This window comes from Corynebacterium genitalium ATCC 33030 (assembly GCF_000143825.1).
GTDB lineage: Bacteria > Actinomycetota > Actinomycetes > Mycobacteriales > Mycobacteriaceae > Corynebacterium > Corynebacterium genitalium.
In genome coordinates, this window is sequence record NZ_CM000961.1 from 1,867,501 (window position 1) to 1,892,981 (window position 25,481).

Below are 25,481 nucleotides of genomic sequence, written 5' to 3' on the forward strand. Positions count from 1 at the left end.
TCCTGAGCGGACGCTACGTCAGCGAAACACGACAAAACCCCGGCGGTTTGCAAACAACCGCCGGGGCGTGGATCGGTCACGGTTAGGTAGCCGCAGGAGCTTCTGGCTCATCGGGCTTGTTGCCCGAAAAGAAGAATGCGCAGAATATGGTCGCCGCTAGCGCACACGAAATCATGGTCCGCATGAGAGAATCTTCCACCCCGATCCGAACGGCGACAACTGTCCAAACCGTAGCGGCGAACAGCGCGAGCAACAGACCAACAATATTTCTAACCATGACAACCCCTCCATTGGCATCTCGTTTCACTGACCTAATCAGGATTCAACCGGGATTCGTTACGCCAATGTGCACAGGGCTTCTTGAACAAAAGAAAAACCCTTCCACGGGTTAAACGACAAAAGGGGATGCGGACGGAATCTTGGAGGATTCCATCATGAACCGCTCATACACCAAGGAGCAGCGACGCAGAGCTCTGCAGGTTTACAAGCGCACTCAATCGGTGACCAAGACCGTCCGTGAACTTGGTTATCCAGGGCGATGGACGCTGTACAAATGGTTGCGTGAACCCGCCAAACCTGGTCGACCCCGCAAACAGTCAAAAACATTGACCCGCTACCCGTTTGAGGTCAAGCTTCGTGCTGTTGAGCTCTTCAACGCTGGTTGGAGGCCAGCTGACATCGCTGTGGAATGCGAGCTGCGCTCAAAGATGAGTGTCTATTCTTGGGCACAACGCCACCGTGAAGAGGGAAAATGGGGTTTGATGTCGAAAAGAGAACGCAAAGAGCACACTCGCATGCCCACCCGAGCAGCATTCGAGAAATCATTAGCCGATGATCCTGCAGAACTGAAAAAGCAAATGGCTCAACTGCTCGTTGACAAGGCTGTTTTGGAAAAGGAGCTGGAACTTGTAAAAAAAGACGTCAGCGTCATCCCGGGTCAGCTCAGCAATAAGCACAAGGCTGAAGTGGTTGACGCGTTACGCGGCGAGTTTCCGTTATCTATGCTGCTTGCTGCTATTGATCTTGCGGCATCAAGCTTCTACTACCAACTCCAACAGCGATTTGCTCCGGATAAGCACGCGCGTATCCGCGAATTGCTTCATGAGATTAGTTCTGAGTCGAATAACACCTACGGCTATCGCCGACTTTGGTGGGAACTGCGCCATCGCGGGATCGTTATCAGTGAGAAGGTCGTCCGCCGTCTCATGCACGAAGAGGGAATTCGTCCCTGGTTCCCGAAACGAAAGTGGCGTTACTCCAGCTATCAAGGGGAAATTTCTCCCGCACCACCTAACCTGGTGAACCGCAATTTTCATGCTGAGCATCCAAATCGGTTGTGGCTGACTGACATCAGTGTTTTCGCTACTAACCAAGGTCGCGTGTACCTGTCTGCCATCATCGACTGTTTTGACGGGAAGGTCGTGGCAGCAAAAACAAGTGTTCATCCCACCATGGAGTTAGCAGAAGAAACTTTGTACGCAGCAATCGCAACCGAAAAGCCGGCAATGGATGGCTCCTTGGTGATTCACTCAGACCGCGGAGCACATTATCGAGGCAGCAGCTGGCGAAGTATGACCGAGAAGTTCGGAATACTTCGCTCGATGTCGAAGAAAGGTTGTAGCCCCGACAATGCAGCATGCGAGGGGTTCTTCGGCCGAATGAAAAACGAAATGTACTACGGCAGAACCTGGCAGAACCCCCAAGAGCTCAAAGAAGCAATCGCGACATACATTGAGTTCTACAACGATCACCGAATCAAGATCAGCCTCGATGGTTTGAGCATTGCCGAATACCGAAAAGTCAATGTAGCGTGAGATTGAAACTGTCCAAAAAACGTCCGCATCCTCTTTTGTCGTTTAACCCAGATATTCAGACATATAGAAAAACCCTTTCACTCCACTGTGGAATGAAAGGGTTTTCTCGCTGTACCCCGTACGGGATTTGAACCCGTGTTACCGCCGTGAGAGGGCGACGTCCTAGGCCGCTAGACGAACGGGGCATTAGGACTTTTCTGTCTTGCAGTTCACTATTTGAAGCGGACTGCAGCTGGCCTACCAGGACTCGAACCTAGAATGACGGTACCAGAAACCGTAGTGTTGCCAATTACACCATAGGCCATCGTCATACTGTGCGGCTGCTTGTCAGCCGCACTGAACAACGTCGATAACTATAACCACGGTGCGCAATGAGCACCAAATCCGCTGGTGATGCCAGCAAATTACGGCGCTGTCATTTGCTATTGCCCGGCAGCAAACGGGGTCTGCTCGCGCGCTACACGCAAACGCGCCATGGTCGATTCACGTCCGAGGAGCTCCATAGACTCAAACAGCGGCGGGGAGATAGCTTCACCCGAGATGCCCACTCGCAAGGCCCCGTAGGCTTTGCGGGGTTTGAGGCCGAGATCGTCGATAAGCGCCTTGCTCAAGGCCGCTTCGATGTTCGCGGTGGTCCACTCCCCAACTGCTTCAAGTGCCGCAAGGCCGGCGTCGAGCGGCTCCGCGGCATCTTCCTTGAGGTTCTTCTTCGCAGCTTTCTCGTCGAGCTCCAATTCTCCATCCGGTGTGACCAAGAACTTGAGCAGACCGTATGCGTCACCAAGCACCTTGATGCGCGTCTGCACAAGATCCGCAGCGATAGCGAACTTATCTTCGGGGTAGTCGGCCGGGAAGTCCGTGTACTCGGTGAGGTAGTCACGCAGGCGGTTCTTGAAATCCTCAGGCTCCAGCATGCGAATGTGGTCAGCGTTGATGGCTTCGAGCTTCTTCTCGTCAAAACGCGCAGGGTTTGATAGCACGTCATTGATATCGAAGGCTTTGATGAACTCATCGACGGAGAACACATCCTGGTCTGCGGACAAGGACCACCCCAGCAGCGCGAGGTAGTTGATCATTCCCTCGGGGATGATGCCGTTGTCGCGGTGGTTAAACAGGTTCGACTCGGGGTCGCGCTTGGACAGCTTCTTGTTGCCCTGCCCCATGACGAACGGCAGGTGACCGAACTCCGGAGTGATTTCAGCGACACCAATGCGCTGCAGTGCCTCGTAGAGAGCGATTTGGCGCGGGGTCGACGAGAGCAGGTCCTCACCGCGCAACACGTGCGTGATGCCCATGAGCGCGTCATCGACAGGGTTGACCAGGGTGTACAGCGGCGCACCGGTAGAGCGGGCGACAACGTAGTCTGGCTGCGTCGCGGCCTTGAACTCCATCTCTCCGCGGACGAGGTCGTTCCACGCCCAGTCCTTCTCCGGCATGCGCAGGCGCCACACCGGCTCGCGTCCCTCTGCCTTGTAGGCCGCGACCTGCTCTTCGGTGAGCTCGCGGTCGAAGTTGTCGTATCCCAACTGCGGGTCGCGGCCGGCCGCGATGTGACGCTCCTTGACTTCCTCTGCTGTGGAGTACGCCGGGTACACTTCACCGGCATCAATCAGCTTGTCCAGAACTTCTTTGTAGATGTCCATGCGCTGCGACTGACGGTACGGCTCGTGCGGGCCACCAGTGACCACGCCTTCGTCCCAATCCAAACCCAGCCAGGTCAGAGAATCGATGATGGCCTGGTAGGACTCCTCCGAGTCACGGGCTGCGTCAGTGTCCTCAATGCGGAAAACGAGCTTGCCGCCGGTGTGGCGGGCGTGCGCCCAATTGAAAAGCGCCGTCCGGACCATTCCCACGTGGGGCGTTCCGGTAGGCGACGGGCAAAAACGAACTCTCACAGGGGCATCAGTCATGCCCCCAACTGTAGCGGGCGGCTACTTGTGCACGCGCGAGAGCACCGCCCACATGTCGTTAGCTGCCGACGGGTCGTACCACCAGTTGTGGCCGGAGCCTTGCACCTTGACTCTCTGCGTCGGCTTGGAGCATCCCGCGGGACACACATGCCACTTGAGTAGCACGCACTAATTTGCTCAACGCGGAACCCAAATTGCCTGTCAACCCGGCGGATGCGGTGCTTGCCGGGGACGCTAAAATCGTTGCTCATGCCCTCACCCCGCCCTGAAACTGCGCCCGACTTCCTGTTGTCGCGGGCCAGCGGTTCCGTGCGCACTCAGGGAACCACCTCGACATTCATCGAACCGTGGGATGCGGTAGCTGCTCTGCAGCGTCGAGAGGTGAACATGGTGGTGGGAGCACTCCCGTTCGACCGGGATGCGCCAGCCGCCCTCACTGTGCCAGAGCAGATCATTACCGAGGCGGGAACCTTACAGCCGCACTCGTACTACCGCGAAGGGCCGGGCGCTCAACTCCACGCGGCGGTTGCCGGGTATGACCCAGAACCCCACGAACACCTACGCCGTGTGGAGGCGGCGGTGGACACAATCTGCAACTCGATCCTGGACAAGGTAGTACTGGCCCGGTCCGTCGACTTCGTCTTCGATCCCCCTGTCGACCCACGCCTTGTTGCAGCGCGATTGATTGAACTTTCCTCCACCCGCGACGGGTTCATCGCCGACCTGACTCCCGCTGGAAAGCCCGGACACATGATTGTCGGCTCCTCCCCCGAGCTCCTCATACGGAAGCAGGGGCTGGAGATCACCTCATATCCCCTTGCCGGTTCCGCACCCCGCATTTTCGACGATGAGGATGCTGACCGTGCAGCAGGCGAGAAGCTGTACAACTCTACAAAGGATCTCGACGAGCACTCCTACGTCGTCGAGCACATTCGAGACATTCTCACTCCGCTGTGCCGGGAGCTGACCATTCCGGACCGGCCCGTTCTCGACCGCACGAACGAGATGTGGCACCTTGCCACACCGATCAAAGGCGTGCTCTACGACCCCGCCCCCAGCGCACTCGACCTAGCCACCCGCCTGTACCCCACTCCCGCTGTCTGCGGATCCCCGCAGTACGCTGCGGAAGCGTTGATCACCACCGCGGAGACGGACCGATCGTTCTACGCAGGAACGGTTGGCTGGTGCGATTCCCACGGTGACGGTGAATACATGGTGTCCATCCGCTGCGCCGAGGTCAATGGTGACGGTACTGCTGCCCGCGCGTGGGCCGGCGGCGGCCTAGTGGCAGCCTCGAAACCAGAAGAGGAGCTCGCGGAAACAACCGCGAAGCTCCTCACCATCCAGCGTGCGCTGGGCCTCTAGTCAGCGATAGCGCTTGTTACGCGCGCTCAACCGGGTTGGCCAGCGAGCCGATTCCGGCAATTTCCACCTCAATCCGGTCGCCCGGAACCATTTCAGCAGTTCCTGCTGGGGAGCCGGTGCAAATGACGTCGCCCGGGAGCAGCGTGTAAGCGGAGGTGATGAACTCGATGATCTTGCCCAGCTTCCAGATCATTTGGTTGGAGTTGGAATCCTGCTTGGTCTCGGTCTCACCGTCGTGCGTCAGGTGTGCCTTGATGGACAGGTCGTCGAAGTCGAACTTGTCCAGGTCGGTCTCGATCCACGGGCCCAGCGGGCAGAAAGTGTCGATGCCCTTGGCGCGCGCCCACTGGCCGTCAGCGAATTGCAGATCGCGGGAGGAAACGTCATTGACGATCGTGACGCCGCGGACGACGGACTTCCAGTTTTCAGCCTTGACATTCTTGCACGGTGTTCCGATGACCAATGCGAGCTCGCCCTCGAACTCGACGCGGGTGGCGAACTCGGGAATCTTGATGGCCGCCTCCGGTCCGATCACGGCTGTCGGCGGCTTCAGGAAGAGAGTCGGCGGCAAGTGCTCTGCGGACTGTTTGAACACCTCAGCGACGTGGTCGGCGTAGTTGCGGCCAATGGCTACCACCTTGCTGGGCAGCATCGGGGCGAGAAGGCGTACGTCCTCTAGCGCCCACTCCTTGCCCGTGTATTCCGGCTCAGTGAACGGAGTACCGGCGATCTGCTTGGCGGTCGTGCCGTCGTCGTCGATGACTGCGAAAGTCATTCCCTCGGGTGTCGCAATTCGTCCAAAACGCATGGGGTTGAGCATACGCGACGAAAAATATTCAGGGCTATTTGGCTGTCAGCGCCAGATAGAGTTCCGCGCAGGCGAGCGCGTCAGTCAACGCGTTGTGGTTACCGTAATCGGGCAGGTTATACCGGCTGCGCACGCGAGCGAGACGCAGATCCTCCCCGCGTGGATAGGTGGCCATGCGCTCCATATGGCGGCGTTCGAGGGAGAGAGTGTCTTCGACTTCGTCCTCACGAAGCCGGAAGCGCTTTCCATACACCCTCTTGTGCAGTGCATCAATGAAGCCAGTCTCCATTTGCGCGAAATGCGCCAGCAGCGCGCGCCCCTCGATAGCCTGCAGGAAAGCATCGAGAGCGACCTGCGCATCCACACCCTCGCGCGCGATGTCGTCGTCAGTGACCCCGTGCACCGTTGCAGAGTCGCCTACCGACGCCCCCGCCAACACGAAATAGCCGGCACCGGAGAGATCAATCACTCGGTCCGTCACCGGCACCCACCCGATGGAGACGAGGTGGTGCTTATCCGGTTTCAGCCCGGTAGTCTCCACATCCACCGCCAGCAGCTGGCCGTCGACGATGTCTCGCTTGGGCGGACCGAACAGGCCGCCGCCTTTCAGACCGAGCATCTAGATCGACCCAACCGGGAATTTCGACGCCATCGCGGATTGCAGTCCCTTGATGATGCGGAAGGAGTCACGCAGTGCGTCGCGGTCAATACTGGACAGCTGGGTCGGGTCGATACGGTAGTTCGGTTCTTCACCAGCACGGACCTGATTCGCTTGGTGCCGCAGCGCGAGGTTGGAAATGTAGTCGTAGGCGCGCAAGAGATCTTCGGCGCCCCGCGGAGAAATGCTCTGCCCTGCCGATGCCTCAATGCGCTTCTGCGTGCCCACGTCGGTAGCGCTCGCCAGGATCGCATAAAGTCGCGCCATCTGCACCACCGCCGCAGTGCCGCCCTTCTTCACGTCGAGGGTGGCGGCGTACTCGCCGGACCGCTCCACAACAAAGCCGCGGAAGAATCCGATCGGGGGTTCGCGTCGCGTCGCGAGCGCCGCGAGATGCGCGTGCAGGCGCTGTGAACCATGCGCGGCGACCACTGCGTTGTCGTGGACGCGCTGCGCCATCTCCTCGTCGCCGAACAGGCAGCGGAAGTCGAAGAAGATCTGCGCGTTAAGCAGCGCCTCGGACTCGGGAGCGGTGATCCACGTGTGGAAGGTCGCGTTCCACTCGTCCTCCGTCATCCGCCATTGCGACTGGGAAGCCATCATTTCACCCGGACACAACGCCTGGCCAGCTTCGGCCAGTCCGGTGCAGATGAACTCCGTGAAGCGGCGAAAGTAGTCGCCGTGCTCAGCCTCGTTGTAGGAGTTATCCAGCACCAGGGCGTTGTCTTGGTCCGACGCTGGGCCCATTTCACGGCGTGCCTGGGAGCCCACTGCGACGAACGCGTACGGCACGGGCGCGGGGCCGAACTCTTCAGCCGCTAGTTCAGCGAGTCTGCGTGCGATCGCATCAGCGATGCTGGTCAGGAGTTGCTGCACTTCGCGTGCCGACGAGCCCCTGTCCAGGAAGCGGGCCGCCACGGCGGCGGCTCGTCGATAAGCATCTTTGAGCTCCTCCCTGTTGCTTCCCGCCACGTCTGCGGCGAGGTAGATCGGGTCGGACTGGAGCTGATGCATGATGTCCGAACTGGTCAGCACACCGACGATCTGGTCGTCTTGGGTCACCGGGAGGTGGTGAATGCCCAACTCGCTCAAGATGAGCATGGCTTCAAACAACTTCGTGTCCGGGGCGATCGTGCGCACCGGCGCTGTCATCACCTCCGCCACCTGTACCGAGGTGTCCAGACCTTTCGCTACCACACGTTTACGCAAGTCGCGGTCGGTGAGAATGCCTGTTTCCGCGCCGCCGCAGATGACGATGCTGGACACGTTCGCCTCAACCATCTTCTCCGCGGTTGCGCGGATAGACTCATCGAAACGCGCGGTGACCAGGTTCCCCATCCGGATCATGTCGCTGACGGTCATGCGCAGGGTATCGGAATTGCCGGGGTCATTGATCTCGTGGGCGCGCGCAGCGACACGGCGGGACAGCGACTCGAAGAACCGCTTGATGTCCGGGTTGTCAGTGATCAGCTGGGTGAACGGTGCGCGCGGGAGCACGAGCAAAATGCTGTCCTCGATGGCGACCATGGCGTATCTGGACTCAGGCTCATCGACAAGTGTTGAGTATCCGAAGTTGCGGCCGGAATCGCGCCTGTCAATGAGGGCGTCCCCCTCGGCCAGAATATCCACCGCTCCCGACCGGATGATGTACAGGTTGTCGTTCACCTGGCCGTAGTCAACAACCGTCTCACCGCGCCGGACGTAAATGATCCGCATGTGCCGCGGCAGCTCACGAAGGGTCTCCTCTGGCAGGTGCGAGAAGGGCTCGTGCTGGGCAAGGAAGCTGCGGACTTCGTCGAGCTCAACTGTCATGGGGCTAACGTTGCCAGAAAGTTAGCCCGGATAAAGCAGTTTAGAGTTACTGGTAGCTCACAAACCAGGGGCGTGGATCGACCTCGTTGTAGGTCTGCTCCGGCGTGAACATCGGCTCATCTTCGTCAATGAAGTTCTTCCACGCCAGGAAAAAGCCCGGGTCCAAGCCCTCACGCAACACATTCCAGGTGTCGTACTTCTGGCCCGGGGAGCCGTGACCGTCCGCATGGAGAATGAAGGACAGCTCCGGGCGGGACGTGTCAATGTTTTCACGGTCCGGCAACATAGCCACCTGGAATTGGTGCACGATGAGCGCCTTTTGCGGCAGGTTATTCTCGCGGGTCAGATCAGCGAGCCACTCGGTGACCTCGTTGATCTCCGCCGCGTCAGCAGAACCGACCTGCGCGGCCGGCGCCTGGCCTGGCTGAAGTTTCCACTCCGCGTCGAGCGCCAGGCCGACGTTGGGGCGCTTGAGCAAGTCTTCGTAGAGAAGTGCCTGCTCCTTGAAGGTGGTCAGACCCGGTTGCAGGTCAATGACTGCATATCCCCCGGCGTCCACGATCGCGTCGATGTACGGTTCCAGCTCGGCGGGATCGAACTCGTTTGTGAAGTTGCCGTCGTCCCCTGGGTGTTCCGACGCGACAGTAGCGATGATCTCGAAGGCAGGAATGACCTGCTCGTCGGAGAACGCTTTGTATTCCTCCACATACTGGTTGACCACATCAACAGATTCCGCGGGCGGCTGCTCACCCATCTGACCCAGTGCGGGACCAGACGGGTGGCCGTACAGCGCGATCATCCGGCGTCCCGGGAACACCAACCCGCCACCGCCGGGAAGCTCACCGTTGCCGGCAAGAGAAATCACGTCGCGGAAGTGCTCGGTGTCGCCGAACTGTTGGCCCAGCGCGACCGCGTCGTGGCCATCGACCTGCGCGATGGATTCACTAGTCACCCGGGGATCTGCGTACGGCAGCACGGTAAGCGGAAGCTTTGATGCTGCTGCGGTCGCAGCTGCGGCACGAGACGTCAGCTCAGTGACGAAGATCAGCGTGCTGCTCCCGCCATCGTGGGTCTGCTCCCCCGCCTCAGCCACCGCAGCAACCTCGTGGCCGTCCTCTGCGGTGAGCGCAGCGGTGTCTTCGATCGCCTGCAAATCCTCGTCGTCCTGCTCGGATCCGGTGCCGACCTCAATCACACGCTCCGCCCCCAGGCGCTGCACCTCAGCGTCGACGGCCGAACTGGACTCCTCCTGCTGTGTCAGCATCGGCGCACCCAGATCAATGGCGATCGCTGCAGCCTGCAGCTGGTCGTCCTTCTCCGCAGAAGACACCACGACGGTGTCAGAGGATTCAAAGAACTGCTGGGATACTTCGGCGCCTGTGCCGTCCGGATCAGCGATCACCACCGAACCGTCCGAAACAAGATCAGCTGCGAGCTGCTCCTCGCGGCTGAGCTCTGGGTCTGCATCCTGGCCGTCGTCGGTGCAGGATGAGAGAACGAGAGCGGACGCTACCAGGACGGCAGCCGTGACTGGCCTATAAGACATAGGCCGAAGTCTACTTGAGAGCCTCCGCGATGCGGGTGCCGACGCGCTCCGTGGAGATCTCCTCCCCGCCCCGTGCAGACACGTCGTTGGCGACGGCAGCCTCGATACGGGAGGCTCCATCTTCATCATCAAGCCAGCGCAGCATCATGGCGACGGAGAGAATCATCGCGGTCGGATCCGCGATGCCTTTGCCCGCAATATCCGGTGCGGATCCGTGGACCGGCTCGAACATGGAGGGGTTGGTGCGGGAAGCATCGATGTTGCCCGAGCACGCCAAACCAACACCACCGGCGACAGCACCAGCAAGATCGGTGAGGATATCGCCGAAGAGATTGTCGGTGACAATCACGTCATAGCGCGACGGGTCGGTGACCATGTAGATCGTCGCGGCATCGATGTGGTTGTAATCGACGTTCACCTCCGGGTACTCGCGGGCGACATCGTTGACGGTGTTCTGCCATAGCGCACCGGCGTTGGTGAGCACGTTCGTCTTGTGCACGAGAGTGAGCTTCTTGCGTCGCTCCATGGCGGTCTCGAAACCGTGGCGGACAAGGCGCTCCACACCGTAGCGGGTGTTTTGGGAGACCTCGCTGGCAACCTCCGCGGGGGTGCCCTGGCGCAGGGTGCCGCCGTTTCCGCAGTACAGGCCCTCTGTTCCTTCGCGCACAACGACAAAGTCGATATCCCCAGGGTTCGCCAACGGGCTCACCGCCGTCGGGTACAGCTTCGATGGGCGAAGGTTGACAAAATGGTCCAGTTTGAAGCGCAGCGGCAACAGCAAACCGCGCTCCAACACGCCTGCCGGAACGCGGTCTGGGTCGCCAATCGCGCCGAGCAAGATCGCGTCGTGCTCCCGCAAGCTGTCCAAGTCCTCATCGGTCAGCAGCTCGCCGTTGCGCAGGTAGCGGAGAGCGCCGAGGTCGTACTCGGTGAGCTCCACGTCTCCGCGCACCGCGCGCAGAACTCTGAGACCTTCTTCCATCACCTCGGGACCAATGCCGTCCCCTGCAATAACCGCAACTTTCATGCAGCTCAGCTTAACAACAACGGCTCCCCGGATTCGCCTCTTGGTGTGCCCACCGCGTCTTCCAGAACTCCCGTTCCGTCATCAATTCTGCGTCCGGGTGGTGGGCGCGCTGATGCGCACAATACTTCGCGTAGTCGCTATCGCCCATCAGCTCCTTGATGTACCAACTCGTCCACTTGAATGCCGAGACGGCACCATGTGCGATAGCACCCATTAATGCCCCGCTTCCGCCGGTGAATTCAATTCGAGCCCGTACTCCTTCGCCACTGCTTTCTCCTCCGCCGTGGCGAGCATCCCGCGCGGGGCGAACAGGGTGGACGAGACATCGGGTTCCTCGTTGGTCTCGATCTCTTCTCCGCGTTTGTGGGCCTGCACCGCACGCACGCACGCCACCACCGTCGCCACGACCACGACAATCACCAACACTGCGAAGAAGATGGACAAAATGCCCTGAATCATCGTGTTCCGCACGACAATGTCGATCTCCTCCGGGCTGCCCGCCGCCTGGAATGTCTCCAGGCCCTGGTTGCGCGCATCCTTGTACTTCGAGTGCTGCGCGAAGTAGCCGATCGCAGGATCGTCGCTGAAGATCTTCTGCCAGCTCGCCGTCATGGTGATGATCAGGTCCCACACCAGCGGAACCATCGGGATCCACGCCCACCTGAACAGCCCCTTCTTGAACACGATCGCGGTGACAAGGCACAGCGCGATCGCCGCCAGCAGCTGGTTGGCTATGCCGAACAGCGGAAAGAGCACGTTGATGCCGCCGAGCGGGTCGGTCACACCCATGACCAGGATCGCGCCCCACATACCGCAGACGAGAACGGTGGACACCCAGCTGCCCACGCGCCAGGACGGGTCCTTGAACTTCTCCAGGCCAGAGACATTGCCGATGATGTCGCCCATCATGAAGCGGGCGACGCGGGTGCCGGCATCAATGGCGGTAAGGATGAACAGGCCCTCAAACATGATGGCGAAGTGGTACCAGAATGCCTGCATGCCCGGGTGGCTGAAGATATTGGTCATGATCTCGGACATGCCGATGGCGAAGGTCGGTGCGCCGCCGGTGCGGGACACGATGCTCGGTTCCCCCACTGCCTCGGCGAGGGCCGTCAGCTGCTCTGCGGAGACTCCCTGCCCCGGGATGTTCAGGCTGTTAACGAATTCAGCCGCGGTAGCTTCTTCCCCGCCGGTTTTTGCCTTCGGGGAGTTGATGGCGAAGTAGATGTGCCGATCGAGCACCACAGCGGTGATCAGCGCCATGATGGCCACGAAAGACTCCATGAGCATGCCGCCGTACCCGATCGCGCGTGCGTGCGTCTCTTTCTCCAGCAGCTTCGGGGTGGTGCCGGAAGAAATCAGTGCGTGGAAACCAGAGAGCGCGCCGCAGGCGATGGTGATGAACAGGAACGGGAACAGGTTGCCGGAGAATACCGGGCCGCCGCCCTCTAGGCCGAAGGATGTGATCGCCGGCATGTGAACCTCGGGCCTGTCGATGAGGATCGCCAGCGCCAGCATGACAATCACGCCGATCTTCATGAAGGTGGACAGATAATCGCGCGGGGCGAGCAGCAACCACACCGGCAAGATGGAGGCGACCACACCGTAGATCAGGATGCAGACTGCCAGCGTGGCCTTGGACAGGGTGAACAGTTCCGCGCCCCAGGAGGTCTCCGCGACGTACCCGCCGCCGAGAATCGCCGCCATGAGCAGCACCACGCCGATGGCGGAGACCTCCGCAACACGGCCCGGACGAAGGAAACGGCCGTACACCCCCATGAACAAGGCGATCGGGATGGTCATCGCGATGGAGAACACACCCCACGGAGACTCCGCCAGGGCGTTGACCACGACCAGGCCCAGCACGGCGATGATGATCACCATGATGACCATGGTGGCGATGCTGCCGGCGACGCCGCCGACCTGGCCGACTTCCTCTTTGAGCATCTGCCCCAGGGAGCGGCCGCGGCGGCGCTGGGACACGGCGAGAACGAGGTAGTCCTGCACCGCGCCGGCAAGCACGACGCCGATGATGATCCAGAGCGTGCTGGGCAGGTACCCCATCTGCGCGGCCATGACCGGGCCGACGAGAGGGCCGGCGCCGGCGATCGCGGCGAAGTGGTGGCCGAAGAGCACGCGGCGGTCGGTGGGAACGAAATCAGAACCGTCATTGACATACTCGGCCGGTGTCGCCCGGGTATTCCGCGGCTTGACCACCTTGTACTCGACGAGACGGGCATACAGGCTGAACCCGATGATGTATGTGCCAATGGCGGCGAGCACGAGCCACACCGAATTGATGGTCTCGCCGCGGTGCAACGCGATCGCGCCCCAGCCGAGCGCGGCGAGCACTGCCGCGAAACCGATGACGATACGTTCGACGGCGCCGATCGCTTTCCTCGGCTTCACACCGACGACGTGCTCTTTCCCGTCGGGTGTCGTGGTGATTTCGAGCCTTTCGCGCGGCACTGCGCCCGCTTGCGACTCGTCGCGTTCAACTGCGGTGGTCAAGTTCGCCCCCTTAATTAGGCTAAGAAAATGAAGTGCGTAAATACTCGCATATGCGCGGAGACGGGCGCAGAAAAAATCCCGGATTAATTCACATCCGGGATAAGTTTCTTTCGCTGGAGCGTATCGGTCGAGCGAGATGACCTAATCAGGCACGAATATATACGCGCATGAGCTAGTCGAGCACCAGCTGGAAGCAGTCCGCTTCGATGGTCTTCGCGACCGAAGCTTCAAGATCAGCAGGCACCTCGGACTCGACTCGGAGAATGAGGAACGCGCCGTCGTCCTTTGCGGACTGGGTCAGCGCGGCAGCTTCGATATTGATGTCGTGCTCGCCCAGCTGGAAACCGACCTTGCCCAGGGCGCCCGGCTGGTCGGTGTAGGACAGGAACAAGTTGCGGCCCTCTGCCCGCATGTCCACACCGCGGCCATTGATGCGGACGATCTTCTCCACGTGCTCCAGGCCGGTAAGCGCCCCTTCGACGGTGGCGGTGTCACCGGAGGCGGACACGAGCTGAACTTCCAGGGAGGAACGGTGGCCGCGGGATTCGGAAGCGACACCGGATTCGACGTTCAGGCCACGGGCCTCCGCGATAGCCGGGGCGTTGACAAAGGTCACCGGCTCTTCGACGATGCCGGAGAACAGACCGCGCTCGGCAGACAGCGCCAGCGTGGCCGGATCCTCGTGGGACAGCTCCCCGCGGGCGGTGACTTTGAGGGAGACCGGTGCGTCGTCGAGAAGCTTGCCGGCCAGCAGACCGAGCTTGCGGGACAGATCGAGCCACACTGCCACTTCTTCGTTCACCGCGCCACCAATGATGTTGACCGCGTCCGGGACGAATTCGCCCGCGAGAGCCTTGAGCACAGAGTCTGCGACATCAGTGCCAGCGCGGTCCTGTGCCTCCGCAGTCGACGCTCCCAGGTGCGGGGTCACCACGACCTCCTCCAGCTCAAACAGCGGGGAGTCGGTGCACGGCTCGCTGGCATAGACATCGAAACCTGCACCGCGAATCGGGCCGTTTGTGATCGCGTCGGCAAGCGCGTGCTCGTCGACAAGCCCGCCGCGGGCCGCGTTGACAATGATCTGGCCTTCCTTCGCCTTTGCCAGCAGCTCAGCATTGAACATGCCCTGCGTTTCCTTCGTCTTGGGCAGGTGAATGGTCACGAAGTCTGCACGGGAGACCAGCTCATCCAACTCGACCAGCTCAACACCGAGCTGCGCGGCACGCGTCGGGTTCGCGTACGGGTCATACGCAATGATCTCAGTGTCAAAGGCGGCCAGACGCTGCGCGAACAGCTGACCGATGTGGCCGAAGCCGACGATGCCGACGGTCTTTCCGAAGATCTCCACGCCCTTGAAGGAAGAACGTTTCCACTCACCGTCGCGCAGGGTCTTGTCGGCCGCCGGGATCTGGCGGGCAGTGGACAGCAGCAACGCGATTGCGTGCTCGCAAGCAGAGTGAATGTTCGAGGTCGGTGCGTTGACGACCATCACGCCGCGCTCCGTGGCCGTCGGCACGTCGACGTTGTCCAGGCCGACACCAGCGCGGCCCACGATGCGTAGGTTCGGAGCAGCCTCGAGAACCTCACGGTCCACAGTCGTTGCAGAACGCACGAGAAGAGCCTCAGCCTCGGGCACAGCTGCGAGCAGTTCCGCACGGTTCGGGCCATCAACCCACCGCACCTCTACTGCGTCTCCGAGGGCATCAACAGTGGACTGGGCGAGCTTGTCGGCGATGAGAACGACGGGCTTAGACACGGTGGGTACTCTCCTTGGAAACGGGATATCAGCAGCGCTGGTTAGTTTAGCGCCCCCGCTTCCGCTTCCGCGATGCGGTCTGCCAGATCCTCTCCCGTTCCAAAGTCACGCCCGAGGGCGACTAAGGGTTTGTCCGCCAAACCGGCTGTGGCAAGCAGGGTTTCCCGTGCGGCCCGGGGATCCGGATCCGGCACCACGGTCACCGCTGCTCCGTAGGCCCGGGCAGTAGCGATCGCCGGAACAGAAGCGCTGTCCAGTGCGATGACCTGCGGCGCCATCTCTGCATCCAGCCGCGACTGAAGAGGCACCGTCCCGCTTTCCGCGTTCTCCGGAACCTTCTGCTCCCCGGGGAATCCCGCGCGCAGCCACGTGGGTTCAGAGGCGTTGAGGTCCGCCACCGCCACAGCGGCATCGTCTGGCGATTCCACGACGTGTTCGGTGAATTTTAAAGACGTCGCTTGCTCAAGCGCCTCCAGCCCGCCCGGGTCACGCACGATCACGAGATCCTCCGTGTAGTTGAGCACCGGAACATAACCCACCGCGAAGATAGTGTGCGCGCCGAGTCGCTCAATTTCCTGAATGACCTGATTGTGGTGGTCGCTGTCGTAAATGACCATCGGGGCATGTGCGACCGCAGCCACGGATGCCGCGCGCAGCTGCGAATGCATGTCCCCGTCCGAGAGAATCAGAATCTCGGAGGATTCGAAGAACAATTCGGTCGCTGCGAACCCATGCGGATCGTCGAGCACGACGGGATGGCCCTCAAATTGCTCCGCCACGTGGCGGGAAGAATTCACAGTGCGGGCTTCCTGGAGTTCAGGGTCCTTGTTTGCCGTGTTGCTTGTGCTGCTCGTGCTGCCAGCGGTAGACGTGTCCGCCTCAGGGCCAGGACTCTCGGATGTGCAGCCGGCGAGCACAATGCACGAGCCGAAGACAGCGAGGCTGCGACGTAGCTTCATACGCGGTCTCGCTGCGCCGGCTTGTTCATGGCGTACTCGATCATGCCCAGGAACCGCTCGTGGCGGTCCGCGAAAAACGCCTGCCAGTTCGACGTGAGCAGGTACTCCGGCTCAATCTCGTGGGTGGCTAGCAGCGCATCAAATTCGTCATCTTCCATGATGGCTTTGGACTGTAGCCGGGACAGGTAACGCTTCGGGTCATTGCCCTCCATGACGCTTTCTGTCCGCTTACCCAGCGGTGTGCGGTTGAGCACGGAGGCCGCCAATTGCGGATCGACATTGTGCACGCGGCAGAAACCGGGCGGGAAAACTTGGTAGAAGCCAGGTTGAAGTTCGGCGACGGTGGTTCCGTCGAAAAGCTTGCCCGTGCGCCAGTCCCTCGCACCGCGCGCCATGAGGAGTGAGAAAAGACCGCGGTAGACGCCCGAGTCTTCGTCAGCGGTGATGAGACGGGATTCGACGAACTCTGCATCCTGAACCGTCTTGGGCACAACCTCGGTCTCGCCCTTCGCCCATGGGGTGACCTGGTCCACGTCCGAGCCCGCGCGTATCGACGGCGAGTGCGCTCCGTACAGTTCTCCGAACACCCCGCTCCAGTACCACTGGTTAATGCGGTCCCACGTCGCCGGATTGTCCAGGCAACCGTCTTCGTAGGACAGGCGCGCGAGAATCACAGCCAGCGGCACCAATTGGCCGTTATAGGGCACTTGGTCGACGCTGAAGATGCAACGGTCCGAAAGGAACTGCGCAGCGCGCTCGAACGCGGCGAGCAGATCGCGGGAGGCCCACAGGTACTCATCCAGTTTCAGGTTGAGAATGTCACCGCGGTGACCGCGCGCGAAACCGTTCATGCCGGATACCAGCAGCGAAACACCGCGCAGGAAACGCACGCGCGTCACCGATCGCAGCGCTGGGTATTGGTGCAGCACCCCCTCGCACTCCTCCCAGTGAGCTGCCAGTGAGAAGTCCGGGCTCTCCAGCGCGAACACTGCAGTGAGCAGCTCGAACACGTCCATCGACACGCCCTGGGAGTTCGCCTGCGCGAAAATCTGCCCGACACCGATTTGGGATGTGCCGCGTTCAAGACGGGTCATCGGCAAGTCGTAAGCGGCCAGCGGACGGACAATGCTGCGGTGGAAAGCTTTCACATCCTCGCGTAACGACGGATCCTCCGCATTGGCCGCCATATCGAACAGGAGATCATTTCCCTCCTCCCACAGCAGCGCCGACACCGGCACGACGTAATTGTCCACCATCGTCTGGCGGTCAGTGATGCCGCCGGGAATGTCCGGACCGAAGTGGGAGCGAATCACTCCCTCATCATCCACGGCGAAAATGGCCTCCTCTGGTATTGGCTCAGCCCGTACCGCCGCACGCACATCAACGAAGTAGCGGCGATGGATCCGGCGCTGACGGAAATCCAGCACCTCCAGACGACCGTCACCTTGCAGGGCAAGGTAGAGAGAGGCGAGGCGCTGTTGGCCGTCGAGAAGCAGAAGCCCCGGCTCGTTGTCTGTCTCCGGCGCCCCAGGAAGCGTGCGCGGTTTGAAGCGCATCGGCTCATTGCGGGTATCCAACGCCAGCAAGGTGCCCACCGGGTATCCGCGCAGCACAGAGGAAATCAAGGTGCGCGTGCGATCCACATCCCACAGATATGTGTGCTGAAAGTCAGGAATCTGCAGTTCGCCACGATCAATGCGCGCAAACAGGTCGGTCAAGGAGTAGCTCGGCGTGGTAAACCCCATGACCACAACTCTAGATCACTGCGCGTGTTCATGAGGGGCGCAGAATACCTCGTGAGCTGAGTGCTCAGGCCCCTCAAGCTGAATGGTGGCGTGGTCGATCCCGAATTCGCGCAGACGCGCCTGCGCACGGTCAAGCAGCACCCCCTGATCGCCGCGTGTGATGAGGTGAACAGTGCACAGCACGTTGTTCCCACTCATTGACCACAGGTGCAGGTCATGAATGCCCTCCACATGGTCAATCGACAACAGTGCGGCCTCGACTTCAGCAGGGTCAATGTGCGCTGGCACTCGTTCCAGCAGCACGCTTATCGACGTCTTGAGCAGCTCCCACGCCCGCGGGAGCACCATCCCTGCAATCAAAAGGGACGCAATGACATCTGCAGCTTGAAACCCCGTGAAGGCAATGACCAGACCCGCCACGATGACCGCGACTGATCCGAGCAAGTCCACCATCACGTGAAGGAACGCACCCTCCACGTTGATGGAGTGCTTCCGCTGGGAATAGAGCACTGCCGCCGAAAGGATGTTGGCCACCAGACCCACGAATGCCACTGTGATCATGGTGGCCGTGTGCACCTCTTCCCCACTGCCCAGACGGCGCACCGCCCCCACAACGATCCCGATGGAGATGACCACAACGGTGACGGCGTTCAGTGCCGCCGCGAGCACCTCCACCCGGCGGTATCCGAAGGTCGCGTACGCCGAGACTTTCCGCCGGCCAATCAGCACTGCGATGAGTGCGATGATGAGACCGGTGGCATCCGACAGCATGTGCATCGCGTCTGCGAGCAACGCCATGGACCCGGACAGCCAGCCGCCGGCAAGTTCCGCGAGGAACACAATCGCGGTGATCCCAAGCGCGACCGCAAGCGCCCACATGGGCGCGGAATCATGGTGCTGGTGACCATGCCCATGGTGTCCATGGTCGTGCTTGTGTTCCCTCACGGTCACCACTTTATGACATTTTGGCTCTTATTGAAACTCTATTGAAAACTGGAAATCGACGAAAACTGTGCCTCACCTGGGAGTAAACTCATGAATCTAGGTGACCCATCCCCAACTTGTTTCACCCCCTCCCGTCACGTCACCGGAAAAGTTGTTACCTTGGTTACTTGTACGTTAACGAGATGCGTTATTTAGAAAGGTGTCGAGATGACCTCCAAGAACCCGAACCTGAACCCGAACGACCCGAACAAGCTGCCGCACGACGCGAACAACCTGCCGACCGAGCGCATCGGTAACGCTGAGGACCGCATCGGCCGCGGCGAGCCGATCGACGAAACCCGCGTCAGCGAGTCCCGCATCGTCCCGGACGAGGAGAACACCGCCCGCACCGAGACCACCGCTGCGGCAAACCGTCCGGCGACCACGACCGGTGGCTCCACCGCCGCTCAGGAGACCGAGAACGGCGGCGGCAACTGGTGGAAGTGGCTGCTGGGTCTGCTCGCCCTGCTGCTGCTCGGCTGGCTGATCTACGCTCTGGTTTCCGGCAACGGCGACGAGGGCGACGCTGACCCGTCCACCACCACCGTTGGCACCACCACCGTCGACGAGACCACCACCGAGGCTCCGGCTGGCGAGGCTAGCCCGGCTGAGGGTGCTGAGGACGCTGCCGGCGATGCTGGTGACGCCGCAGGCGACGCTGCTGATAGCGCTGGCGATGCCGCTGGTGACGCTGCCGACACCGCAGGCGACGCTGCTGATGAGGCTGAGGACGCTGCCGGTGACGCCGTAGAGAACGCCACCAACTAAGCGCGAAAGGCTTCTGCCCCGCTCCCCTGTCGTTGGGGAGCGGGGCGTTGTCGTATCTGAAACCCAAAGAAAACTGACAAACAAATATGAGCTCCCCTACCGGGGAGCTCATTGTCGTCGAGAAGCGATTTACTGCGCCGTGTCTGTCAGGGGGTTCTTGACCCAGCTCATCATGTCGCGCAGCTTAGCGCCGGTCGTCTCGATCGGGTGCTGTGCGATCTGGTCGCGCAGGCCCTCGAGCTCCTTATTGCCGCCGTCGACGTTGGCGACAAGGCGGCGGGTGAATTCGCCGGACTGGATGTCCTTGAGCACCTCACGCATACGGTCCTTAGCCCCCTCGTCCACGACGCGCGGGCCGGAGAGGTAGCCGCCGAACTCGGCAGTGTCCGAAACGGAGTAGTTCATGTTTCCGATGCCGCCTTCGTAGATCAGATCAACGATCAGCTTCAGTTCGTGCAGGCACTCGAAGTACGCCATCTCCGGCTCGTAGCCAGCCTCGGTCAGGACGTCGAAGCCGTTCATGATCAGCTCCTCCAGGCCACCACACAGCACAGCCTGCTCGCCGAAGAGGTCGGTGACGGTCTCAGCCTCGAAGGTGGTCGGGATGACGCCCGCACGTGCGCCACCAATCGCGGCTGCGTACGACAGGGCAAGCTCACGGCCGTTGCCGTTCGGGTCCTGCTCGACGGCGATCAGGCAGGGCACGCCCTTGCCGTCGACGAAGGTGCGGCGGACCAGGTGACCCGGGCCCTTCGGCGCGACCATGCCGATGGTGATGTTCTCTGCCGGCTCGATGAGTTTGAAGTGAATGTTCAAGCCATGGCCGAAGAACAAAGCGTCACCCTCATTGAGGTTCGGCTCAATGTCGTTTTTGAAGATCTCAGCCTGGGAGGTGTCAGGGGCCAGCAGCATGATGACGTCAGCCCAAGCAGCTGCGTCCGCGTTGGACTTGACCTCGAAACCAGCTTCCTTTGCCTTATCAGCGGACTTGGAGCCGTCGCGCAGACCGATGACGACCTCGACACCAGACTCGCGCAGGTTCTGAGCGTGCGCGTGACCCTGGGAGCCGTAGCCGATGATGGCGACCTTGCGACCCTGGATGATGGACAGATCGGCATCGTCGTCGTAGAAGACCTCAATAGCCATGGTGAGAAACCTTTCGTCGGGATATGTGCCTATCCCACTATACGGGAGGGGCGTTTCAAATTTACTTAGAGGGTGCCAGCGTCTTCGCGCCGCGGTTGAGCGCAACACGTCCAGACTGAACCAGTTCGCGGATACCGAAGGGCTCGAGCACCTCAAGCAGAGCCTTCAGCTTGCTCGACGTACCGGTCGCCTCGATGACCACCGAATCCGGCGACACATCCACCACGCGGGCGCGGAAAATATTCGCGGCATCGACAACCTGCGGTCGGTTGCTGTTGTTCGCGTTGACCTTCACCAGCATCAGGGAGCGCGCGATGAACTTGTCCTCTTCCAGGCGGATCACCTTGATCACGTGGATCAGCTTGTGCAGCTGCTTCGTGATCTGCTCCACGGCATGTTCGGAGGCGTCCACAACCACCGTGATGCGGTTGATCCCCTCAGTCTCCGTCTTGGCTGTGGCCAAGGAGACCAGGTTGAAGCCGCGGCGGGTGAACATGGCGGTGACGCGGGTGATGATTCCGTCGACATCCTGAACCAGCACAGACAGGACGCTGCGGGTCACATCGTCATAAAGATCGTTGGTAGTCATTGCTAGTTCTCCTCGTTCACTTCTTGCACGGTTTCGTGGATGTCGGCGGGTGATTCACCGGCGGAGATTTCTTCGTCGAAAAGCGGGCGCAGATCACGCGCGTACTGGATCTCAGAGTTCGAGCTACCGGCGGAAATCATCGGCCACACCTGAGCGTCCTCGCCCACCACAAAGTCGATGACCACCGGACGGTCATTGATCTCGCGGGCGCGCTGGATCGCGGGCAGCACCTCATCCTCCGTGGTCACACGGATCGCTTCAGCACCGAGCGCAGACGCGAGACCCAGGAAATCCGGCACGTACGTGGTGTCCTGGTGCAGCTTCGTGTGGGAGTAGTGGCCCTCGTAGAACAGCGTTTGCCACTGACGGACCATGCCCAGGTTGCCGTTGTTGATCAGGGCGACCTTGAACGGGAAGCCCTCCACCGCCGCAGTGGTGATCTCCTGGTTGGTCATCTGGAAACAACCGTCACCGTCGATCGCCCAGACTTCCTTGTCCGGGCACGCGGCTTTCGCACCGAGCGCTGCCGGAACAGAAAAGCCCATGGTGCCCAGGCCACCGGAGTTGAGCCAGGTCCGCGGGTGCTCGAAGTCGATGAACTGGGCAGCCCACATCTGGTGCTGGCCCACACCAGCAACGTAGATGGCTTCGGGCCCGACTTCCTTGGACAAAGTCTCAATGACGTACTGCGGGGACAGAGACCCGTCCGACTGCGGGTCGTATCCGCGCGGGAAGCGCTGCTTCATGTCGCCCAGGTAACCCTTCCACTCGTCGATCTTCGGAGCGGAAATCTTCTTCGATTTCTTGAAGACATCCGTGAACTCGGAGAGCACCTGGCGGGCATCGCCCACGATAGGCACGTCCACAACCCGGATTTTGCCGATTTCGGCCGGGTCCACATCGGCGTGGATGACCTGCGCGTCGGGAGCGAAGCGGTCCGGGTCGCCGGTCACACGGTCGTCGAAACGCGCGCCGATAGTGATGAGCAGGTCAGCCTTCTGCAGCGCGGCTACCGCCGGAACGGTGCCGTGCATGCCCGGCATTCCCATGAACAGCTCATGGTGGGACGGGAAAGCCCCGAGAGCCATGAGCGTGGTGACAACCGGGACGCCGGTCAGTTCGGCGAATTCGCGCAGCTCCTTGTGTGCGCCCGCCTTGATGATGCCGCCGCCGGCATAGATCACCGGCTTCTTCGCCTCGGCGATCAGCTTCGCCGCCTGGGTGATCTGGCGCGAGTGCGGCTTTGTCGTGGGCTTGTAGCCCGGCAGGTCCACAGCCGGGGGCCAGGCAAAGTCGAGCTCCGCGTTCTGCACGTCCTTCGGAAAGTCGACCAGGACCGGGCCCGGGCGGCCGGTGCTGGCGAGGTGGAACGCTTCGGCGAGCGCACCCGGGATCTCGTCCGGGTGGCTCACCATGATGTTGTGCTTGGTGATCGGCATGGTGATCCCGCGGATGTCCGCCTCCTGGAAGGCGTCGGTGCCCAACAGCGAGGAACCGACCTGACCGGTGATGGCGACAAGCGGCACGGAGTCCAGGTACGCGTCCGCCAGCGCGGTGACGAGGTTGGTGGCACCCGGTCCTGACGTGGCCAGGCACACACCGACCTTGCCGGATGCCCAGGCGTAACCTTCTGCGGCGTGACCCGCGCCCTGTTCGTGCCGCACCAAAACGTGGCGCAGTTTCTCAGCGGAGAACAAAGCCTCGTACAGCGGCAGCACTGCTCCGCCCGGGATACCGAAGATGACTTCAGTGCCGAGCTCTTCGAGACTGCGGACGATCGCTTCCGCTCCCGTCATCCTCTCCGACTGTTTGCTTTGTGACGCTGCCACTTTTCTCGAACTCCTTTATGAGTTGTGCGGTGTCTACCAGAACAAAACCCCCGCTTTAGATTAGCGGGGGCGCTTGTCGTTTCCGACCTCAGGCAGTGACGTACTTCACGCGTAGGCCGAGCGCCGCGCTGGTACTACCACTAGGTCGAATGTGAACATGCCTAGATCATACACATCTCCCAGGTCTCTATAGGCAATAACGGGATAGGGTTAAAACTGCTATGCCGTTTCAACTAATTTTCAACCAGGTGTGGAGCTGGATCGCCGACACAGGCATCAACCTTGCGCTCCTGATCATCCTCGCGATGCTCGTGCCGCGTGCAGGGCGTTTGGCAAACCGGATCGTCGAGAAGCGGATCCAAGCTTCCCAGGACGAAGACGAGGGCAAGTCCTCGCTGGCAATTGCCGGAGTAGGCATTTACATCATCCAGATCATCGCCTACTTCCTCATCCTGGTTTTCCTCTTGCAGCAGATCGGGTTCTCGCTCGCCGGCGCTGCCATCCCCGCCACCGTGATCTCCGCCGCTGTCGGTTTCGGCTCGCAGCAGATCATCGCCGACTTCGTCGCAGGGTTCTTCATCCTGTCCGAGAAACAGTACGGCGTGGGCGACCTCGTCACCTTCCAGGGCAACGGCGTGGATCTCACGGGCACCGTCATCCAGATCACCATGCGCTCCACGCAGGTGCGCACGCTGGAGGAGTACACGGTGACCATCCCGAACTCCGCCGCCCAGGTGTGCATTAACAATTCCAACCACTGGTCGCGGGCGCTAGTCGTCGTCCCGGTCCCGCTGCTGGGTTCGCGCGACACCGAGGAAGTCATCGCACGCGCCGACAGCGCCGCCCGCCGCGCCATCGCCGACCCGGAGATCGAACCGCTCATCCGGGGCGAACTGCTCTCCCAACCGGGTTTGAACTTGAACGCTCCCACGACTGTGGGAATGCCGTGGACACTGGACATCCGGTATATGATCCGCTGCTCCCCTGGCGACCAGTTCCCCATCGAGCGAGCCATCAACGTCTATGTTCTCGAAGAGTTCTTCGATGAGTACGGTTCAGCTACCCCCGTCAGCGGCGAGACCACGGATGACCCTGACAACCCAAAGACGTCCGCCTTCGCACCCGCATTCGCGTCGAAACGCTACGCCTCGGACTGGGGCCTCGAAGGCGCTGAAGAGGCTCACACGACAGTGATCCCCGCGAACCGAACCGGCATCACCGCCGGTGACACGGAGATTCCGGAGGCAGACAACGACCCAGCTGCCCAAGATCAGACTCAACGCAGGCACGCGCTTGGCACACTCGGCGGACGCGTCCGCGCGTCCACCGGAGCGCTCATCACAGCCTTCATCGTGCTGCTCATCTTCCGCGGGTTGACCATGTCCGCTGCCGAAGATAGCGAAGCGCGATCCGGTGTTCTCGCCCCGCCACGGGTGAACCCGACATCAACTGTGCCGGAAGAATCAACAACGCCGACTGAAACGAAGCAGCCGCCGACTACGGAGCAGACACCGGCAACCGAGCAGACCCAGGCGCCGACGTCGGAGCAGCAGCAACAACGGCAGAACCAGCAACAGCCGGAGCAACAGCCGGCCACGACACCCGCGCAGCAGCCCACTCAGCAGCAGCCCAGCGAAGCCCCGTCCCAGCCGACGGGCGCTCCGCAAGAGGCAGAGCAGACCGAGCAGACGCAAAACTAGCTGACCCTACCGGTACTTGGCTGTGTTTTAGAGAGTGTCCGGGGCATTCGATAGCATGTCTCCCATGACTTCCGAAGGCCGCACCTTCACACCCGAACGCACCCACGTGCTCGCGGTCGGGCTCATCATGGGTATCGCTCTCATCGGCATTTCTTGGGCACCGCAGTACCTGGGCTGGCTGCTCATCTTCCCCATTCTGTTCTTGGCGTGGGTCTTCACTGCCAAGACTCATGTCAGTGACCACGGGCTGGAGTTGACGTACCTATTCAGGAAGAACGTCTCCATCGACTGGGACGACCTGGAGGGTGTCAGTTTCGAAGGTGCCGGTGCGAAAGCAACTGTGGCCGACGGCAGCCAGTACGCCATGCCAGGAGTAACGTTCAACTCACTGCCCGCGCTGTCAGAGGCCTCCGGCGGACGGATCACCGACGTGATCACCGAAGCCGCTGAAGCCGCAGACGGGATGGTCGAAGTTACAGACCAGGAAGGCAACTCGGTGCTCATCACGAAAGAGGAATACGAGCGCCGAGACAACGCACACGACAGCTAAAGGA

The 25,481-nt window shown here is 61.1% G+C and carries 20 protein-coding genes and 2 tRNA genes; 5 read left to right on the forward strand and 17 right to left on the reverse strand.

Going from position 1 to position 25,481, the window contains the following annotated elements; all coding sequences use genetic code 11:
- Positions 1 to 434 precede the first annotated feature (434 nt).
- A complete protein-coding gene (locus tag HMPREF0291_RS08835; protein WP_005287188.1) occupies positions 435 to 1,814 on the forward strand; it encodes an IS3 family transposase in 1,380 nt (459 codons plus the stop codon).
- Between the two features lie 112 nt (positions 1,815 to 1,926).
- Here the strand turns inward: HMPREF0291_RS08835 and HMPREF0291_RS08840 are convergent.
- The 3 genes from HMPREF0291_RS08840 to gltX all read right to left on the reverse strand — a co-directional run bounded on the left by HMPREF0291_RS08840 (position 1,927) and on the right by gltX (position 3,724).
- Positions 1,927 to 1,999, reverse strand: a tRNA-Glu gene (locus HMPREF0291_RS08840).
- Between the two features lie 47 nt (positions 2,000 to 2,046).
- A tRNA-Gln gene (locus HMPREF0291_RS08845) sits at positions 2,047 to 2,118 on the reverse strand.
- A 118-nt stretch (positions 2,119 to 2,236) separates the two neighbouring features.
- Positions 2,237 to 3,724 (reverse strand): glutamate--tRNA ligase, encoded by a 1,488-nt coding sequence (gene gltX, locus HMPREF0291_RS08850; protein WP_040423753.1) that lies wholly within the window; start codon positions 3,722 to 3,724, stop codon positions 2,237 to 2,239.
- Positions 3,725 to 3,973: 249 nt separating this feature from the next.
- Here gltX and HMPREF0291_RS08855 point away from each other — a divergent pair, with 249 nt between their 5' ends.
- Positions 3,974 to 5,089 (forward strand): isochorismate synthase, encoded by a 1,116-nt coding sequence (locus tag HMPREF0291_RS08855; RefSeq protein ID WP_040423755.1) that lies wholly within the window; start codon positions 3,974 to 3,976, stop codon positions 5,087 to 5,089.
- Positions 5,090 to 5,105: 16 nt separating this feature from the next.
- On the opposite strand, the gene HMPREF0291_RS08860 is transcribed toward HMPREF0291_RS08855, so the two are convergent.
- From HMPREF0291_RS08860 to HMPREF0291_RS08910, 11 genes are all read right to left on the reverse strand, one after another.
- Positions 5,106 to 5,897, reverse strand: coding sequence for a fumarylacetoacetate hydrolase family protein (locus HMPREF0291_RS08860; protein ID WP_083770360.1), 792 nt, complete (start codon positions 5,895 to 5,897; stop codon positions 5,106 to 5,108).
- A gap of 34 nt (positions 5,898 to 5,931) precedes the next feature.
- Entirely contained in the window at positions 5,932 to 6,516 is a 585-nt protein-coding gene (locus HMPREF0291_RS08865) for a 3'-5' exonuclease (RefSeq protein ID WP_005290409.1), read from the reverse strand.
- Positions 6,517 to 8,367, reverse strand: coding sequence for a DUF294 nucleotidyltransferase-like domain-containing protein (locus tag HMPREF0291_RS08870; protein WP_005290411.1), 1,851 nt, complete (start codon positions 8,365 to 8,367; stop codon positions 6,517 to 6,519).
- A 46-nt stretch (positions 8,368 to 8,413) separates the two neighbouring features.
- A complete protein-coding gene (locus HMPREF0291_RS08875; RefSeq protein ID WP_005290413.1) occupies positions 8,414 to 9,913 on the reverse strand; it encodes a hypothetical protein in 1,500 nt (499 codons plus the stop codon).
- A gap of 10 nt (positions 9,914 to 9,923) precedes the next feature.
- Positions 9,924 to 10,940 (reverse strand): 3-isopropylmalate dehydrogenase, encoded by a 1,017-nt coding sequence (locus tag HMPREF0291_RS08880; RefSeq protein WP_005290415.1) that lies wholly within the window; start codon positions 10,938 to 10,940, stop codon positions 9,924 to 9,926.
- Between the two features lie 10 nt (positions 10,941 to 10,950).
- A complete protein-coding gene (locus tag HMPREF0291_RS08885; RefSeq protein ID WP_005290417.1) occupies positions 10,951 to 11,154 on the reverse strand; it encodes a YbdD/YjiX family protein in 204 nt (67 codons plus the stop codon).
- A complete protein-coding gene (locus tag HMPREF0291_RS08890; protein ID WP_156774918.1) occupies positions 11,154 to 13,409 on the reverse strand; it encodes a carbon starvation CstA family protein in 2,256 nt (751 codons plus the stop codon). Before HMPREF0291_RS08890 ends, HMPREF0291_RS08885 begins: the two co-directional genes overlap by 1 nt.
- Positions 13,410 to 13,623: 214 nt before the next feature.
- A complete protein-coding gene (gene serA, locus HMPREF0291_RS08895) occupies positions 13,624 to 15,207 on the reverse strand; it encodes a phosphoglycerate dehydrogenase (RefSeq protein WP_005290421.1) in 1,584 nt (527 codons plus the stop codon).
- A 41-nt stretch (positions 15,208 to 15,248) separates the two neighbouring features.
- Positions 15,249 to 16,166, reverse strand: a complete 918-nt coding sequence (locus HMPREF0291_RS08900; RefSeq protein ID WP_005290424.1) for a hypothetical protein — start codon at positions 16,164 to 16,166, stop codon at positions 15,249 to 15,251.
- The gene (locus tag HMPREF0291_RS08905; RefSeq protein WP_005290426.1) at positions 16,163 to 17,911 is read right to left on the reverse strand and encodes a DUF262 domain-containing protein; all 1,749 of its coding nucleotides are present in this window, start codon (positions 17,909 to 17,911) and stop codon (positions 16,163 to 16,165) included. The genes HMPREF0291_RS08900 and HMPREF0291_RS08905 overlap by 4 nt, the downstream gene beginning before the upstream one ends.
- A 15-nt stretch (positions 17,912 to 17,926) precedes the next feature.
- Positions 17,927 to 18,790, reverse strand: coding sequence for a cation diffusion facilitator family transporter (locus HMPREF0291_RS08910; protein ID WP_005290428.1), 864 nt, complete (start codon positions 18,788 to 18,790; stop codon positions 17,927 to 17,929).
- 273 nt (positions 18,791 to 19,063) lie between these two features.
- On the opposite strand from HMPREF0291_RS08910, the gene HMPREF0291_RS08915 reads away from it, so the two are divergent.
- Entirely contained in the window at positions 19,064 to 19,663 is a 600-nt protein-coding gene (locus HMPREF0291_RS08915) for a hypothetical protein (RefSeq protein WP_005290430.1), read from the forward strand.
- A gap of 129 nt (positions 19,664 to 19,792) precedes the next feature.
- Here the strand turns inward: HMPREF0291_RS08915 and ilvC are convergent, their stop codons facing one another.
- From ilvC to HMPREF0291_RS08930, 3 genes are all read right to left on the reverse strand, one after another.
- Entirely contained in the window at positions 19,793 to 20,809 is a 1,017-nt protein-coding gene (ilvC, locus tag HMPREF0291_RS08920; RefSeq protein WP_005290432.1) for a ketol-acid reductoisomerase, read from the reverse strand.
- Between the two features lie 61 nt (positions 20,810 to 20,870).
- Positions 20,871 to 21,398, reverse strand: coding sequence for an acetolactate synthase small subunit (gene ilvN, locus HMPREF0291_RS08925; RefSeq protein WP_005290434.1), 528 nt, complete (start codon positions 21,396 to 21,398; stop codon positions 20,871 to 20,873).
- A 2-nt stretch (positions 21,399 to 21,400) separates the two neighbouring features.
- Positions 21,401 to 23,194 (reverse strand): acetolactate synthase large subunit, encoded by a 1,794-nt coding sequence (locus HMPREF0291_RS08930; protein ID WP_040423762.1) that lies wholly within the window; start codon positions 23,192 to 23,194, stop codon positions 21,401 to 21,403.
- Between the two features lie 254 nt (positions 23,195 to 23,448).
- Between HMPREF0291_RS08930 and HMPREF0291_RS08935 the strand changes: the two genes are divergently transcribed.
- Together HMPREF0291_RS08935 and HMPREF0291_RS08940 are read left to right on the forward strand one after the other, a co-directional pair.
- Positions 23,449 to 24,927 carry a mechanosensitive ion channel family protein gene (locus HMPREF0291_RS08935; RefSeq protein ID WP_005290437.1) on the forward strand — a complete coding sequence of 493 codons (1,479 nt, stop codon included), beginning with the start codon at positions 23,449 to 23,451 and terminating at the stop codon, positions 24,925 to 24,927.
- 64 nt (positions 24,928 to 24,991) lie between these two features.
- A complete protein-coding gene (locus HMPREF0291_RS08940; protein ID WP_005290439.1) occupies positions 24,992 to 25,477 on the forward strand; it encodes a PH domain-containing protein in 486 nt (161 codons plus the stop codon).
- The last annotated feature ends 4 nt before the right edge of the window (positions 25,478 to 25,481 follow it).